This is a genomic window from Marinobacter mangrovi, from assembly GCF_016798325.1.
Classification (GTDB): Bacteria; Pseudomonadota; Gammaproteobacteria; order Pseudomonadales; family Oleiphilaceae; genus Marinobacter_A; species Marinobacter_A mangrovi.
In genome coordinates this window covers 1,051,076-1,067,501 of record NZ_JAERVO010000001.1, presented here as the reverse complement: position 1 = coordinate 1,067,501, position 16,426 = coordinate 1,051,076, and the positions used below count along the sequence as shown (strand labels likewise).

Annotated in this window: 10 protein-coding genes; 8 read left to right on the top strand and 2 right to left on the bottom strand. The window is 60.9% G+C overall.

The genetic code is table 11. The features are described from left to right. Nucleotides 1-41: 41 nt before the first annotated feature. Complete coding sequence (locus tag JL474_RS04715; protein WP_203141105.1) at nucleotides 42-1,052, bottom strand: alpha/beta hydrolase; 1,011 nt, start codon at nucleotides 1,050-1,052, stop codon at nucleotides 42-44. Nucleotides 1,053-1,475: 423 nt separating this feature from the next. On the opposite strand from JL474_RS04715, the gene JL474_RS04710 reads away from it, so the two are divergent. The 3 genes from JL474_RS04710 (at nucleotide 1,476) to JL474_RS04700 (ending at nucleotide 8,432) form a co-directional block, all read left to right on the top strand. Next, nucleotides 1,476-3,152 (top strand): AMP-binding protein, encoded by a 1,677-nt coding sequence (locus tag JL474_RS04710; RefSeq protein WP_123635475.1) that lies wholly within the window; start codon nucleotides 1,476-1,478, stop codon nucleotides 3,150-3,152. A gap of 135 nt (nucleotides 3,153-3,287) precedes the next feature. Further along, nucleotides 3,288-7,202 (top strand): ATP-dependent RNA helicase HrpA, encoded by a 3,915-nt coding sequence (gene hrpA, locus JL474_RS04705; RefSeq protein WP_203141104.1) that lies wholly within the window; start codon nucleotides 3,288-3,290, stop codon nucleotides 7,200-7,202. 108 nt (nucleotides 7,203-7,310) lie between these two features. Further along, nucleotides 7,311-8,432, top strand: a complete 1,122-nt coding sequence (locus tag JL474_RS04700) for a beta-ketoacyl-ACP synthase III (RefSeq protein WP_203141103.1) — start codon at nucleotides 7,311-7,313, stop codon at nucleotides 8,430-8,432. A 104-nt stretch (nucleotides 8,433-8,536) separates the two neighbouring features. Here JL474_RS04700 and JL474_RS04695 read toward each other — a convergent pair whose 3' ends face one another. Further along, on the bottom strand, nucleotides 8,537-8,944 hold the full coding sequence (locus tag JL474_RS04695) for an acyl-CoA thioesterase (RefSeq protein WP_203141102.1): 408 nt from the start codon (nucleotides 8,942-8,944) through the stop codon (nucleotides 8,537-8,539). 159 nt (nucleotides 8,945-9,103) lie between these two features. Between JL474_RS04695 and JL474_RS04690 the strand changes: the two genes are divergently transcribed. The 5 genes from JL474_RS04690 (at nucleotide 9,104) to dinG (ending at nucleotide 16,304) form a co-directional block, all read left to right on the top strand. Continuing rightward, entirely contained in the window at nucleotides 9,104-9,868 is a 765-nt protein-coding gene (locus JL474_RS04690) for an MlaA family lipoprotein (RefSeq protein ID WP_203141101.1), read from the top strand. Nucleotides 9,869-9,914: 46 nt separating this feature from the next. Then, nucleotides 9,915-11,399 (top strand): DUF3336 domain-containing protein, encoded by a 1,485-nt coding sequence (locus JL474_RS04685; protein ID WP_236011983.1) that lies wholly within the window; start codon nucleotides 9,915-9,917, stop codon nucleotides 11,397-11,399. A 159-nt stretch (nucleotides 11,400-11,558) separates the two neighbouring features. Continuing rightward, nucleotides 11,559-13,373: an ExeA family protein gene (locus JL474_RS04680; protein WP_123635487.1), complete on the top strand. Its 1,815-nt coding sequence runs from the start codon at nucleotides 11,559-11,561 to the stop codon at nucleotides 13,371-13,373. Between the two features lie 4 nt (nucleotides 13,374-13,377). Then, complete coding sequence (locus JL474_RS04675) at nucleotides 13,378-14,166, top strand: general secretion pathway protein GspB (RefSeq protein ID WP_203141100.1); 789 nt, start codon at nucleotides 13,378-13,380, stop codon at nucleotides 14,164-14,166. Then, nucleotides 14,166-16,304 (top strand): ATP-dependent DNA helicase DinG, encoded by a 2,139-nt coding sequence (gene dinG / locus JL474_RS04670; RefSeq protein ID WP_203141099.1) that lies wholly within the window; start codon nucleotides 14,166-14,168, stop codon nucleotides 16,302-16,304. Before JL474_RS04675 ends, dinG begins: the two co-directional genes overlap by 1 nt. Nucleotides 16,305-16,426 lie beyond the last annotated feature (122 nt).

The following is a 16,426-nucleotide window of genomic DNA, read 5'->3' as shown; positions in this document are numbered from 1 at the left end:
ATCGATGACGTTCCATACGTCAGTGCGCCATTGTGTTCTTGTTATGGGCTCTTGGTGGGATTATGCGGAGTCGGTCGGTGCCGGGCAAGCCATGTCGTCAATGCGTCCACAACCTGGGAGCGATTCTGCTCATTGAAGGGCTCATGTCGCATGCCTTCGAACACCAGGCAGGTCACGTCGGTATGGCCGGAGTTTCGATAGGCTTTGGCCAGCCGTCGAGTTCCCTTGCCACGCTCGCCAACGGGATCTTCCGCGCCGGACACGATCAGGATGGGCAACTGGGCCGGAATTCGCTCCAGACAACCGCGCCGGAGCAGGGCAGCCAGTCCGCCACCCAGGTCCGACCAGAGCCGGTTGGTGCAGTCGAAGCCGCAATAGGGGTCGTTCAGGTAGTCCTTGACCGCACGGTCGTCCGTGGTCAGCCAGTCGAATTCGGTCCTGGCGTTGGGCACCTGCTTGCCAAAGGCGCCGAAGGTCAGGTCCCTGACAAGAGGACTTCGCTCATGAGGCCCGCGGAATCGGGTCGCCAGCGCCACAATCCATCGCAGGGCCTGGAGCTTGATCCTCGAATCCCGATTGGACCCCGACAGGATCAGGCCCGCGGGCCAGGACGTCTCGGTGGAACGGGTCAGGTAACCCTGCGCAATAAACGACCCCATGCTGTGGCCGAGCAGATAGCAGGGCAGGTTGGCATAGGTTTGGTGGATCCATTGCTGGACCTGGCCCAGGTCGTCCATCACCCGCTGCCATCCGTTGTCGTCGGCATAATGCCCGAGCTCGTCATCCGGCGTGGCGGGGCCATGTCCGCGATGGTCATGGGCGACGACGGTGTAACCCTGCCGGTTCAGGTCCCGGGCCAGATGCCGGTAACGCTGGGCGTGCTCGGCCATGCCGTGGGCAATATGAATCACCGCTCGCGGCTCAGAGGCTTCCCAGGTGTACACAGGAATGCGATGGCCATCCGGCGCCTGCAGGGGTGTCCGGGCTGCTTCGGTGGTGACCCGATTGGTGTCGGTTTCGAGAGGATGGGGCGCAGTGATCAGCTGGGTCACGGGGGCTTCCTGCAAACGGTGGATGATCGAAATCAATACACTGAGTGTACATTTCAACGATAGAGCATAGAGGCCAAATTTTGTGCGCCAGCTCTCGAATTTTCGAGGTCGTGCCAACGGGGACAGGCTTTTGCGTGGATGTCTGTGCCGTCTACCTCATTTCATTGAAAACTGGTATTCTCTCGTCACTTTTTGTGGGTAAAGGGACCTCTGCATAGCCCCTCGAGAGGGTTCAGGGGTGCCTTGCTTGAACTGGACTGCATCTGTCGCGCTTCCCGCGGACCGACAGCCAAAAAGAAGAGCAGCCAGCGTGCAACACCACCGCACAACGACCACGATCAGGCAGAATACGAAAACACAGACACGAAGAATAAGACACCTCAGTCACTACAAGCATAATTGCAATACACAGGAGATGGTGTGATGGATTTGGAGCAGTTCTACCAGGATAAATATCCACCCGGGGTCAAGAACGAGATCGATCTGAACAAATACGAGAGCATGCTCGACGTGTTTGATTCGGCCGTTAAGAGATTTGCCGATCGCCCTGCGTTCAGTGCCCTTGGTGTGACGCTGACCTATCGGGATCTCGATACCCAGTCCCGCAATTTTGCCGCCTGGATCCAGAACAAGACCAATCTCAAGCCCGGCGATCGCATCGCCATGCAAATGCCGAACGTGACCCAGTATCCGGTCGCGGTCTTCGGCGCCATGCGCGCGGGTTTGATCGTCGTCAACACCAACCCGCTGTACACCGAGCGGGAAATGGAGCACCAGTTCAACGACTCTGGTGCCAAAGCATTGGTGGTGCTGGCCAACATGGCGGACAAGGTCGAGAAAGTCCTGCCGCATACCGGCATCGAGCATGTCATCGTCACCGAAATCGCGGACATGCATAAACCGCTCAAGCGCAAGCTGATGAACGCGGCGGTCAAATACCTGAAGAAGATGGTGCCGGAATACAACCTGCCGAACGCACACGGTCTGCCCAAGGTGCTGAGCGCTGGCGCCAAGTGCAAGCTGACGCCGGTTGCCGTCAAGCGTGATGATATCGCCGTTCTGCAGTACACCGGCGGCACCACCGGTGTGGCCAAGGGCGCCATGCTGACCCAGGGCAACCTGGTCGCCAACCTGCTGCAGACCCGCCCGATGATGGAAGACAACGTGGAAGAGGGCAAAGAGATTGTCATTGCGCCGCTGCCGCTCTACCACATTTACTCCTTCACCCTGAACTGCGGCATCATGCTGGAATCCGGCGCCCACAGCGTGCTGATTCCGAACCCGCGTGACATTGCGGGTTTCGTCAAGGAAATCAAGAACTACAAGTTTACCTCGTTCCTGGGGCTGAACACCCTGTTCGTTGCCCTGTGCAACAACGAGGAGTTCAAGAGCCTGGACTTCAGCGCCCTGAAGATGACCGCATCCGGCGGTATGGCTTTGACCAGTTCCACCGCCAAGCTCTGGAAGCAGGTCACTGGCTGTGAAATCACCGAAGGCTACGGCATGACCGAAACCTCCCCGGTGGTGACCTTCAACCCGCCGAGCGCGATCCAGCTGGGCACGATCGGCCTGCCGATCTGCTCGACCCAGATCAAGACCATCGACGATGAAGGCAACGAAACACCGATCGGTGAGCCGGGCGAGCTGTGTGTGAAAGGCCCGCAGGTCATGAAGGGCTACTGGCAACGTCCGGAAGAGACCAAGAAGTCGTTCACCGAAGACGGTTTCTACCGCAGTGGTGACATTGCCCTGATCCAGGAAGACGGGTATATCCGGATCGTGGACCGCAAGAAGGACATGATCATCGTCTCCGGCTTCAACGTGTTCCCGAATGAAATCGAAGACGTTGTCTCCAGCCACCCGCAGGTCGTTGAATGCGCCGCTGTGGGCGTGGCCGACGAGAAGAGCGGTGAGGCCGTGAAGGTCTTCCTGGTCAGCAAGTCGCCGGACCTGAAGGAGTCCGAACTGAAGGAGTTCTGTCGTGAGCGCCTGACGGCTTACAAGGTGCCCAAGTTCTTTGAGTTCCGGGACGAGCTGCCGAAAACCAACGTTGGCAAGATCCTGCGTCGGGAACTGCGCGACGAAGCGACCGCGGAATAACCGCTCCGCGAGCGCGAAAACCCTGTCCCGGGCCGGCCGGCGACAGGGTTTTTTGTTGGTGAGACCGATGGCTTAACGGATCTGTTATCGTGTTCTCCAGAATTTTCCCGTTCCAATCCATAACCAGCAGGTTCAATGAGCAAGACGATCAGCCCTGAATCCTCCACCGATATCCCCACAGGTCCGGCTCTGGATGCCCGCTTTGCGGCGATGCCCCAGCGTTACGTGGCGCGCATCAAGAAACAGCTGGCGCGCAGCAAGGGCCGTCCCGGCGAAGCGGACCGCGCGAAGATCCTGCGCTGGCTGGAAGAGGGTGAGGCGGACTATCAACGCCGGGTCGATTTGCGCCCGCGAATCGAGTATCCCCCGGAGCTTCCGGTCTCTGAACGGGTAGCGGATATTCGGGAGGCCCTGGATCACCATCAAGTGGTGATCGTGGCCGGGGAAACCGGGTCGGGCAAAACCACCCAGATCCCCAAGATTTGTCTCGAAGCGGGGCGCGGAACCCGCGGCCTGATCGGCCATACCCAACCCCGGCGTCTCGCCGCGCGCAGCGTCTCATCCCGGATCGCCGAGGAAATCGGCGAGCAGGTGGGTCAGCGCGTGGGTTATCAGGTCCGGTTCACCGACAACACCAGCGCCGATTCGCTGATCAAGGTAATGACCGACGGCATCCTGCTGTCCGAGATCCAGCACGATCGCTTCCTCGACCGCTACGACACGCTGATTATCGACGAGGCCCACGAGCGCAGCCTGAACATCGATTTTCTGCTGGGTTACCTGCGCAACCTGTTGTCGAAGCGCCCTGATCTCAAGATCATCATTACGTCGGCCACCATCGAGGTGGACCGGTTCAGCGCGTTTTTCAGCGATGCGCCGGTGATTGAAGTCTCCGGGCGGACTTACCCGGTGGAAGTGCGCTATCGCCCGCTGGTGGGCGAGGATGACGACAAGGACCAGGGCTGGTCCGACGGTGTGGTGGAAGCCCTGGAGGAGATTGAAGCCCACGAACGCAGCAGCGGGCAACGTCCGGGCGACGTGCTGGTGTTCCTGCCCGGCGAGCGTGAAATCCGCGAGATGAGCAAGGCCCTGCGCCATGCGGATCTGCGCCACACGGAAGTTCTGCCGCTGTATTCCCGATTAAGTGCCCGTGAACAGAACCGGATCTTCCAGGGTCACGCCGGGCGCCGTATTGTGCTGTCCACCAACGTGGCGGAAACATCGCTGACGGTACCCGGTATTCGCTACGTGATCGATACCGGCGTTGCCCGCATCAGCCGTTACAGCGTGCGTTCGAAAATCCAGCGCCTGCCTGTCGAACCGATTTCCCAGGCCAGCGCCAATCAGCGGAAAGGGCGTTGCGGCCGGGTAGCGCCGGGTATCTGTTTCCGTCTTTACGACGAAGCCGATTTCCTGAGCCGCCCGGAGTACACCGATCCCGAGATCCTGCGGACTAACCTGGCCTCGGTCATCCTGCAGATGGCCGTGTCCGGTCTTGGTGATATCCGCAACTTCCCGTTTTTGGAAGCACCCGACAATCGTCTGGTCAACGACGGCTATAAATTGCTTGAAGAGTTGGGGGCGGTGAACCCGAAGCGTCAGTTGACCAAACTGGGCCGGACCATGGCACGTCTGCCGGTCGACCCGCGTCTGGCGCGAATGCTGGTGGCCGGTGCCGAGCAGGGCAGTCTGGCCGAGGTGCTGGTGGTCATCGCCGGCTTGAGCGTTCAGGACCCGCGGGAGCGCCCGCAGGACAAGCAGCAGGCGGCCGATCAGGCCCACGCGCCGTTCAACGACAAGGAATCGGATTTCGTCACCCTGCTCAATATCTGGAATGTTTACGAAGAGCAGCGCCAGGACCTGTCCCAGAACCAGTTGCGGCGTCTGTGCCAGAAGTCGTTCCTGTCCTACATGCGGATGCGGGAGTGGCGGGACGTCCATCGCCAACTGACGTTGCTGTGCCGGGATCAAAAGCTGCCGGTCAACACCAGGACGGCCAGCTACGAGGCAATGCACAAGGCCATTCTTTCCGGTCTGCTGGGGCAGGTGGCCACCAAGTACGAAAAGCGGGAGTATCTGGCGACCCGCAATCGAAAGGTGATGCTGTTCCCCGGCTCCAAGGTGGCGAAGACGACACCGAAATGGATTGTCGCGGCGGAGATTGTCGAAACCAGCCGGGTGTTTGCGCGCATGCTGGCCCGTATCGAACCGGAGTGGGTCGAGCCGTTGGCCGGGCATGTGGTGAAGCGTCATTATTTCGAACCCCACTGGGAGCGCAAGCGCGCCCAGGTGATGGGCTACGAAAAAGTCAGCCTTTACGGGCTGGACATCGTACCGCGCCGGCGTATTGGCTACGCCAAGGTGGACCCCGCGGAAGCGCGCCAGCTGTTCCTCCGGCGGGCGCTGGTTGAGGGCGATTACAGCACCCGGGCGCCGTTTATTCGCCACAACCGGGAGATGCTGGACACGGTCGAGGGTATGGAGCGCAAGTCCCGCCGTCGGGATTTGCTGGTCGATGAAGAAACGCTGGTGGCTTTCTACCACGAGCGTCTGCCGGATTCGGTGGTGAGCGGTCAACACTTCGAAGCCTGGTGGAAAGAGCTTTCTGCCAGTGAGATCAAGGCGCTTGAGCTGACCGAAGCGGATATTCTCCAACGCGATCCGGATGCGGGACTGGAGACAGAGTACCCCGACGAGCTGCAGTGGGAAGGCGTCCATTACCCGTTGAGCTACCAGTTCGAGCCCACCAGCCAGGACGATGGCGTCACCCTGCAGGTGCCCCTGATGGCCCTGAAGCAGGTGCCGGCCCATCGGGTCGACTGGCTGGTACCGGGGCTGCTGCGGGAGAAATGTATCCATCTGGTGAAAGGGCTGCCCAAGGCTATCCGCCGGAATTTCGTGCCGGTCCCGGATTTTGTGGATGCCGCGCTGGCCAACATGACACCGTCCAACGAACCGTTGACCGAGAAGCTGGCGGATCAGCTGCGCCGCATGACCGGTGTTCGTATTGATCCGGAAGCCTGGCAGGGCATCGAGCTGCCGGCCCACCTTCAGATGAATATCCGGGTCGTTGACGACCAGGGTGGCAAGCTGGCCGAGGGGCGTGACGTCACCGATATCCAGTCGCGCCTGGAAGGCCGGGCGGAAGAAGCGCTGTCACAGGCGCCGGAGACCGGTCCGACCAAAGACAGTGATCCCGCCGAACACTGGGCCTTCGGATCGCTGCCCGAATCGGTCGACACCGAGAAGGGCGGCATGCGTGTGCGGGTTTATCCAGCCCTGGAGGATCTCGGTCGACAGGTGCGTCCCATTCGTTGCCTGGATCCGCTGACGAGTCGGCGGGTCACCGAACGCGGTGTCGCGAGACTGATCGTCAACCGGTTCGGCAGTACGCTGGACGGCATCGAACGCAAGCTGCTCGAGTTCAAGAGCGCGGCGCTGCTGTTTGCGCCGGTGGGCAAGGCCGAGTCGCTGCGGGACGACCTGTTGATCTCATCGGTCATTGATCATTTCCTGGCCGAGAGCTTGCCACGTGATAAAGCGGCGTTCGACACGCTTTTCGACGCGCATCGCGGCGACTTCATCCCGTTCCTGGAAGAGCGGGCGCGATTGGTGCACGCCATTCTCAAGACCTACAACGGCTTGATGAAGCAGCTCAAAGGCAAGATTCCCCTGGCGCTGGCCAACAGCATGGCGGATGTGAAATTCCAGCTGTCCCAGCTGATCTATCCGGGATTCCTGGTGGCCACGCCGGGCGAATGGCTGGCGCATTTCCCGCGCTACCTGGACGCCGTTGAGGTCCGCCTGGAGAAAATGCCGCGGGAGATGGGGCGCGAGCGGACCTTCCTGCACGAGTTCGAAGGACTCTGGTCCCGCTACGCCAAGCGTCGCGAAGCCCACGAAAAGCAGGGTCTCAGTGACCCTGAACTGCTGCGGTATCGGTGGATGCTGGAAGAATACCGGGTGTCGTTTTTCGCGCAGCAGTTGGGGACGGCCACAACCGTATCGGTGCAGCGCCTGGACCGGCAATGGGAAAAGGTGAGCACCTGACGCCGGCCTGTCCCTCCGCAAGGTGCTCCAGGATGCGTCGTTGCGGCTGCAGAACAGGCTCTGTGTGTTACTATTTGGTGCAATTACATCTGAATTCTGGAGTGTCACGTGATCAAAGCCGTCATCAGCGGAACCGGGCTGTATACCCCGCCAGCGTATATCGATAACGAAGAACTGGTCGACGCGTTCAATGCCTATGTCGAACGCTTTAACCGGGATCATGCGGAAGAGATCGAACGCGGTGAATGCGAGGCCCTGCTGCCGTCGGCACCGGAATTTATTGAAAAGGCCTCCGGCATCAAGCGGCGCCATGTGATCGACAAGGATGGCATCCTGGATCCCGAGCGCATGTGTCCGCGGATTCCTGAGCGTGCCAACGACGAGCCCAGCGTTCAGTGTGACATGTCCGTGGTGGCGGCCAGGCAGGCGCTGGAGCAGGCCGGCCGCAGTGTAGACGACGTGGACGCGGTGATTGTCGCCTGTTCGAACATGCAGCGCCCGTACCCGGCGATTTCCATCGAGGTTCAGGCGGCGCTGGGCATCGACGGGTTTGCTTATGACGTGAACGTGGCCTGTAGCTCCGCCACCTTCGGCCTGCAGGCAGCGGCGAACGCCGTCGAGAACGGTACTGCCAACGCCGTGTTGGTGATCAGCCCGGAGATCTGTTCCGGCCATCTGAATTTCCGCGACCGGGACAGCCACTTCATCTTCGGGGATGCCTGCACGGCAATTCTGGTCGAGCGCGAAGATCGCGTTGCTGACGGACAGGGCTTCGATATTCTGGGCACGCGCCTGAAGACGCAGTTCTCCAACAACATCCGGAACAACTTTGGCTTCCTCAATCGGGGCGCCGAAGAGGGCATTGGCCAGCCGGACAAGCTCTTTATCCAGCAAGGCCGCAAGGTGTTCAAGGAAGTCTCACCGCTGGTGGCTGAGACCATCCAGGGCCATCTGGCCAGTCTGGAATTAGAGCCGGAAGACCTGCGCCGGATGTGGCTGCACCAGGCCAACCTCAACATGAACCAGTTGATTGCACGGCGCGTGCTGGGCCGGGACGCGAACATCGAGGAAGCACCGGTGATCCTCGATGAATACGCCAATACAAGCTCCGCGGGTTCGATCATCGCTTTCCACCTGCATCGCGATGACCTGGTCAGCGGCGATCTGGGTGTGATCTGTTCCTTCGGGGCGGGTTATTCGATTGGCAGCGTTGTGATCCGGAAACGCTGATCGGTCTGGAACGTTGTGAAACCCGCCTGTTGAGCAGGCGGGTTTTTTCTTGGATGAACCCAATCCGGGCGAGGATTGCCCGCAAATTCGGCAGGATCAGGCATTTATTCTGCCGCCAGTGCGCGTAATCTGTCGGGCAGCCGTGTCGACTTCCTCGTTTGGTGGTCGAACCAGACGATCTTGGCGTAGCCCTCGGCGTACTTGTCGCCGGTGGCGCTGTCGTGAAGCGTGTAGAACGTCTCCAGGCTGCTGTTGCCCGCTTTGCCGGCATAGGTACTGACGGTCACGGTGGCCGGATAGTTCAGTTCCTTCAGGAAGGTGGCGCTGGTCTTGATGATGACCGGCCCCGTACCGTCCGGAAGGTTGCGCAGGTTCTCAGAACCCAGCCACGTGATACGGGCTTCTTCAAAAAAGCGGAAATAAACCGTATGGTTGGCGTGCCCATAGGCATCCATATCTCCCCAACGCATGGGGATGTCCAGGGAGTGGACGTGATTTCCGAATTCTGACATGGCTTGTTTCCCTCATCGGAGCTGTTGTTCCGGTTGCCCGCCAACGTCAAGAGACGCTATTCGAGGCAGCTTCAATTGCGGTATATGCGGATGACCGTATCCGGCGCGACGGGCTATTTTCGATAAAACTTGTTTGAAGTCAAAATATCAGGCTGCTAAATGAAATTCCTGACTGCTTTCGCCGGAGCCCGCCATGGGCGTGTTGCACTGGTTTTGCTGACCTTTCTCGCCGCCAATCACGCGCTGGCTCAGCAAAGTAAGGATCCCAAGGATGAGCGCGATCCCTGGGAGGGCTGGAACCGGAACGTCTATGCGTTCAACGAGTTCATCGACGACTGGTTCCTGCGCCCGGTGGCCGAGGGCTACCGGTTTATTACGCCGGATTTTGTCGACAAGGGCGTGACCAACTTCTTCACAAACCTTGGCGAGCTGAATAATTTCGTCAACAGTGTGCTGCAGTTGAAGGGGGAGTCCGCCGTGGTCGCACTGGGACGATTCACCTACAACACCACATTTGGTCTTGGCGGCCTGATTGACGTGGGCACGGCGTTTGATCTACCTGAGCGTCCCGAGGATCTCGGTCAAACCCTCGGCTACTGGGGTGTGGGTAGCGGGCCCTATCTGGTCCTGCCGTTCCTGGGGCCGTCGACCGGTCGTGATTTTGGTGGCCTGGTCGGCGACCTGACGGTGATGCCCAGCACCTGGGATTACATCGAGAGCCCGGAAAATTACTACATGCGCGGGTTGCAAATTGTGGACAAGCGGGCCGATCTGATTCCGGCAGAAAGTTTTATCTCGGGCGACAGCTACACTTTTGTAAGGAACGCCTACCTCCAGCGTCGGCAATTCCTGATCAACGATGGCAAAGTTGAAAGTGACCCGTTTGCCAACGACGATAATGATGTGATGCTCGACAATTTCTAGGTGAAGCCGATAGCCGATTGCAAGGCATTGGCTCCGCCAGGGGACCATGATGATTGCAGCCGGCAAGATCGAAAAGTATCGCAAGCGCCTGGCGCAGGCGCCGAACTACGAGATGTGGAAGGCCGCGGCCCTGGAGTTGGACTACCTCGAGGGCAATGTCGAATGGAAGGAAGAGAATCCGTCGGATCTCTATCACTATGAGCTCATCTACGACCGTCTGACCCACCTGCGGGAATACCACCAGAACCAGGATTACGAGCGACTGCGGCGGGCGCTGCGCGAAGGGTTGCACCACGATCTCGGCAATATGGGGAACCCGGCGCTCTACAGCCGTTCGCGGGTGGGTACCAAACACCTGATCGAGACCTACATCAATCAGGTCTGCGAATCCCTGGATTTTCTCTGCGACCAGCCGATCCCGGGGTTCATTCCCGAGGCCAAACTCCGCTTTTTCCAGGACACCCTGACCAGCTACGGCCGGCCCGCTCTGCTTCTGAGCGGTGGTGCTTCCCTGGGGACGTTTCACCTGGGGGTGATCAAGGCGCTCTGGGAGCGGGGCCTGTTGCCCCAGACGATTGCCGGCTCCAGCGTGGGCGCGATCGTGGCCGGTATCCTGGGCACGCACACCGACGCTGAAATCCCCGACCTGTTCAATCCGGAAACCCATCACCTCAAGGCCTGGAAATGGAACGGCCTGCTGCGCGGACTCAACGGCCAGGGTTTTATGGACCAGAAGCAGCTGCTGGCCAATTTACGCGCGAATATGGGCGAGTATACGTTTGAGGAAGCCTTCGACCGGACCGGTCGTTCGATCAACATCAGCGTTTCTCCGGTACAGGCCAACCAGAAATCCCGGCTGCTGTGCGGGTACACCTCGCCTTATCTGCTGGTCTGGAGCGCCGCGCTGGCCTCGGCGGCCGTGCCGGGCATCTTCCCGCCGGTGACCTTGATGAAGAAAGACCTGCAGGGGGCCGTGTTGCCTTACATGCCCCGTCTCAAGTTCGTCGACGGTTCGGTTGTCAGCGATCTGCCCGTCGAACGATTGATGCACCTGTACGACGTCAATTACACGATCGTCAGTCAGAGCAACCCGCATGTGGTGCCGTTCCTGAACCGGCGGGGCCGGGATGAAAAACTGGGCCTGCTGAACCTGCCCATGCACGTCCTGAAGTCCGAGGTGCAGTTCCACGGCACCGGGCTGTTCGACTACCTGCGCAAACGGGTGCAACCGGAGCTGTTCCGTCAGGTGGCCGGCCACCTGTATACCATCATGGCCCAGCGTTATTCCGGGGACATCACCATCGCGCCGCATTATTCCTGGCGCCACTACTCGCAGATGCTGTCCAACCCGTCGCCGGCGTTCATTCGCCAGATGATGCTGGAAGGGGAACGGGCGACCTGGCCCAAGATCTCCATGATTCGGTCACACGCCAAGATCTCGAAGACGCTGGAGCGTTGTATCCAGAGAGTGCGTGATCAGATGCAGAGTCGACGTGGGGATCTTCGGTTGGTTTCTTCCCAGGAAACCTGAGTTGCATTCCGAAACCTGCCTGACGTGAAGGCATGCGTTGAGCTCGAATTGCCTGGGTCACAGAAAGACGCCGAAGAACACGACACGTGGTGACAGTGATAAGAGCGGGACGGTATCATACGGGGTTCCTGGCAATATCCCGTGACAGACTGGACACCCATGTACTACGAGTTTTTCGGCTTTCGGGAACCTCCCTTCTCGATTGCGCCGGATCCCCGTTATCTCTATTTGAGCGAACGGCACAAAGAAGCATTGGCGCACCTGATGTATGGCGTTCAGGGGCAGGGCGGGTTTATTGTCATCACCGGCGAAGTCGGCACCGGCAAAACCACCGTCTGCCGCTGCTTCATCGAAAACGTGCCCGAGAACGTGGATATTGCCCTGGTGCTGAATCCGCGGTTGTCAGCCCGCGAGTTGCTGTCCAGCATCTGTGATGAGCTCGGCATCCGCCATCCCGCCGGCAGCACCATCAAGCGCCTGATCGATCTGGTGAACCAGCACCTGCTGGATGCCCACGCCCGTGGCCGGCACCAGGTACTGATCATCGACGAGGCCCAGAACCTGTCGGCGGATGTGCTGGAGCAACTGCGCTTGCTCACCAATCTGGAAACCGCCGAGAAAAAGCTGTTGCAGATTGTCCTGCTGGGCCAGCCCGAGCTTCAGGAAATGCTCGAGACCAGGGAGCTGCGGCAACTCGCCCAGCGGGTTACGGCCCGCTACCACCTGGATGCCATCGATCGCAGCGAACTGCCGGCCTACCTGCGTTATCGCCTGAGCGTGGCGGGGCAGCGCAGTGAATTCTTTAATTCGGCCCGCATGGCCCAGCTCTATCGTCTGAGCGGGGGGATTCCGCGCGTTATCAACCTGATTTGTGATCGGGCGTTGTTGGGGGCCTATTCCGAAGGGACACACGAAGTTAACCGTGACCACATTGCCCAGGCCGCCCGGGAAGTGCTGGGGCGCCCGCACCCGAGGCTGCCGATCAATAAGCTGAAATTACGCTACGTCGCCGCGGCCGCCGCCTGTCTGATGGTGGTGCTTTTCCTGGGCTGGAGCGCGATTGATCCGTTAAGCCCGGGCACGTCAGAACCGGTGGCGGAAACAGCGACGGCCGCTGAAGTGCCCGAAAAGGAGATAGCGCCGTCGACTGAGGCCAAGGTCGTAGCGGATCCCGAAACGGCCGACGGCGACGCTGTCGCCGATGCGGCTGAAGAGTCCGCCGAAGCCACCGAAACCGCTGCCTCGTCCGGTGGCGAAGTGGTCCGCGCCGTGGCAGAGCAGCCGTTTACCGGCAATCCCAACGGGGCCAACGGTGACGGCAATGTGCCTCCGAACTGGCTGTCCCTGCTTGACGACGCGGGCCGCAGTCAGGTCGAGGCCTATACACAGCTGTTTTCGCGCTGGGGCTTCGATTACGATGCGGGCCAGTACCATTACGCCTGCGACTTTGCCGAGACCGTGGGTTTGAGCTGTCTGCACCGGCAGGGGAACTGGCGCAGCATCGAACAGCTCAACCGACCGGTTATCCTGAAGCTGTTCGATGACAAGGGCGATCCGCGCTACGCCACGCTGATCGCGCTGGAGGGTGGCGAAGCCAAGCTGGTGCTGGGCGAGCAGACACTCAAATTGTCCACGGACCTGGTGGATCGCTACTGGCTGGGGGATTATTCCCTGGTCTGGCGCCTGCCGCCGTACCGGTCCAGCCTGGTCCCGAATGACGAGGCCGTCGGCGAGGAAGCCTGGCTGAGCGCCAAGCTGATGCAGTTGATCAGTACGCTGGAGAGTAACATCACCAAGCAGGATGAGCTGATGGCGGCCAGCCTGAAAGATCAGATCGTCTGGTATCAGTCGCTCAATGGCCTGATACCGGACGGGATTGCCGGAGCCAAGACACTGATCCAGATGAATTCCGATCTCTATCCCTCAATCCCACGACTTTCACCCGCGCGCCGTCAGACGGCGGAGGTTCACTGATCGCATGTCGTACATTCTCGATGCGCTCCGCAAGTCCGAGAGCGACCGGCAGCAGGGTCGGGTGCCGGATCTCGCCCAATCCGTGCAGATGGTGCATAAACCGCGTCGCCGGTCGATGCCCGTCGGTGGCTGGGTGGCCATCGCCCTGGTTTTCAATGGCCTGATTCTGGCGGCCATTTTCTGGCCGGGTAGTGGCTTCCTGGCCAGTTCTGTCGATAAGCAGGCCTCCGCGTCGCCTGTGGCTGATGAAACGCCCAAGGTCAGTGCAAAAGAAGCGGCGACCCAGACCGTGGCGCCGGAAGAGTCGAAGCCGGCCGCGCAGTCTCAACAGCATGCGGCCGCTGACACGCAGGATGAGGCGCCCACGGTGATCACGCCGTCCACCTCCCGGGAAGAGCCGGCGGCGACCTACGCCGAGGAGGAGTACCCGGAAGCGGTTGGCGCCTCCACCGCTTCGGACGAGCCGACGCTCATCGTACCGTCCCAGCCCGATGCGTCGACGCCGGCCCTGCCGGCTTCCAGCTTTGATTTTGCCGACGGGCCGCCGGTGGAGCATCTGGTCGAGAAACCGATCGCGTTCCAGCGCAAGATTCCGGACCTGCATTTCAGCAGTCACATCTACGCGTCGGATCCGGCGGCCCGGCGGGTCATGATCAATGGCAACTACCTGCGGCCGGGTGACAGTTTCTCCGGCATCCGGGTGGAAGCGATCACCTCTGACGGCGTGATTCTCAGTGCCTACGGCGAGACCTTCCGGGTCGGTGTCGTCCGCGATTGGACCAGTCCCCGCTGATGCCTCTGAACGACGACGTCAAACAGCGTATCCAGCAGGGTTACCGGGATCTTCTCAGCGGCAAGTCCGTCAAGGCCCGCTATGGCCAGCGGCTGATGATTGCGGAGATCGCCCGCTACCTGGGTGGCATCACCGAGGGTGACGGCGAGCGCACCTCGCCGGCGTCGGCCTGCGTGGTGGAAGCGGGCACCGGTACCGGCAAGACGCTGGCCTACCTGCTCGCCGCCATTCCCATGGCCCAGGCGTTGGGCAAGAAGCTGGTGATTTCCACGGCCACGGTCGCCCTGCAGGACCAGATCGTCCAGAAGGACCTGCCGGACCTGCGCAAGCACACCCAGATTGATTTCGACTGGACGCTGGCCAAGGGTCGGGGCCGTTACCTGTGCCTGTCGCGCCTGGAGGGGCGCCTGCACGACGAGGGCGTTCAGGACAGCGATACCATGCCGCTGTTCCTGCTGGACAAGGAGCAGGAAGACGAGCCGGGCACCCGGGAATTTTTCGAGGAGATGCTGGGCCAGTACGCCTCCCGCAATTGGGACGGCGACCGGGACCACTGGCCGCAGCAGATTCCGGATGACATCTGGCGCCAGGTCACCACCGACCATCGGCAGTGTACCAATCGCCATTGCAGCTACTTCGACACCTGCGCCTTCTTCGAGGCCCGCAAGGGCGTTGACGAGGTGGATGTGATCGTCGCCAACCACGATCTGGTGCTGGCGGATCTGGCGCTCGGCGGCGGGGCCATCCTGCCCAAGCCGGAAGAGGCCATCTTCATTTTCGATGAGGCCCACCACCTGCCTGACAAGGCGCTCAATCACTTTGCCGCGTCGGTGTCCCTGAACGGGACCCGCAGCTGGTTGAAGCAGCTGTCCCAGGTCATCGTCAAGATGAAACCGCATCTCGCGCCGGTGTCTCACGCTTCGAAAACGCTCGACCGGATCAGCGAAGCCTCCCGCGATTACGATACGTTGCTGGGGCAGGTCTTTGAGTTGGCGGACAAGACCATCGACTGGACGTTCGAGGACGAGCGCAACACCGCCCAGTGGCGCTATCCGGACGGGGAACTTCCCGAGGATATGGCCAGGGCGGCGGTTGAAGCCGGTACGGCCAGCGCGACGCTGACCCGGCAGCTGGGCGTTCTGGCCGACGAAATGCAGAAAGCGTTCGATGACAAGCGGGAGCATGACGTCGACCGCCAGACCGGCGAGGCCTGGTTCCCGGTCGTCGGCAGCCTGCACAGCCGGGCAGAGGACCAGCACCGCCTCTGGATGGCGTGGCAGGCGGCACGCGAGGACCGGGGACCGCCCCCGGCACGCTGGGCGGTACGGCAGCGCTTCGATCACAGCGAAGACATCACGTTCTTCAGCAGCCCGGTCCTGGCCGATAGCCTGTTGTACGGTCGGCTGTGGTCGCGTGCTTACGGGGTCATCCTGACCAGCGCCACGCTGACGGCACTGGGCAAGTTCGATCGCCTGCGCAGCCGGGCCGGACTGCCGGAAGCCAGCAACTACCTGGTGGTGCCCAGCGCCTTCCGCTATGGGGATATGGCCTCGGTAGAAGTGCCGGCGATGTCAGCGCTGCCCACGGATGCGGATGCCTTCACCGGGGCCCTGGTGGAGCGTCTGCCGCAGCTTTGGGAAGACGGCCTGGCCACGTTGGTATTGTTCACCTCTCGCCGCCAGATGAACGCGGTGCGGGACAAGCTGTCCCCGGAATGGCCGGAACTCATCACCACCCAGGACGACATGGCGAAAGGGGAGGTGCTGCGGCATCACCGTGAACGCATTGACGCCGGTCAGCGCAGCGTGCTGTTCGGTGTGGCCAGCTTTGCCGAAGGGATTGACCTGCCGGGCGACTACCTGCAGCACGTGGTGATCACCCGACTGCCGTTTGCCGTGCCCGACGATCCCATCGACGCCAGCCTGGCGGAGTGGGTCACGGCCCGGGGTGGCAACCCGTTCATGGAAATCACCGTGCCGGATGCCTCCATCCGCCTGGTACAGGCCGCCGGCCGCCTGTTGCGAACGGAGCAGGACACGGGCCGCATCACCATTCTGGATCGCCGCATCGTCACCCGCCGCTATGGCCAGCTCCTGCTGGATGCCCTGCCGCCATTCCGTCGGGTCATTTCCCCCTGATCTCAAGACTGCCGGCCTGGGCGGAAGCGTGGGCCGACCTCGACCTTGTTTTCCAGCCACAAAAAAAAGGCGTTAATCCAATCGGAATAACGCCTTTCGAGAAACAGGGCTCTGACTTGATG

What these genes read in the sequence shown, in the direction of transcription:
- JL474_RS04710 (WP_123635475.1), top strand. Translation starts at nt 1,476, where the DNA reads ATGGATTTGGAGCAGTTCTACCAGGATAAATATCCACCCGGGGTCAAG.
- hrpA (WP_203141104.1), top strand. Translation starts at nt 3,288, where the DNA reads ATGAGCAAGACGATCAGCCCTGAATCCTCCACCGATATCCCCACAGGT.
- JL474_RS04695 (WP_203141102.1), bottom strand. Translation starts at nt 8,944, where the DNA reads ATGTCAGAATTCGGAAATCACGTCCACTCCCTGGACATCCCCATGCGT.
- JL474_RS04690 (WP_203141101.1), top strand. Translation starts at nt 9,104, where the DNA reads ATGAAATTCCTGACTGCTTTCGCCGGAGCCCGCCATGGGCGTGTTGCA.
- JL474_RS04685 (WP_236011983.1), top strand. Translation starts at nt 9,915, where the DNA reads ATGATGATTGCAGCCGGCAAGATCGAAAAGTATCGCAAGCGCCTGGCG.
- JL474_RS04680 (WP_123635487.1), top strand. Translation starts at nt 11,559, where the DNA reads ATGTACTACGAGTTTTTCGGCTTTCGGGAACCTCCCTTCTCGATTGCG.
- JL474_RS04675 (WP_203141100.1), top strand. Translation starts at nt 13,378, where the DNA reads ATGTCGTACATTCTCGATGCGCTCCGCAAGTCCGAGAGCGACCGGCAG.
- dinG (WP_203141099.1), top strand. Translation starts at nt 14,166, where the DNA reads ATGCCTCTGAACGACGACGTCAAACAGCGTATCCAGCAGGGTTACCGG.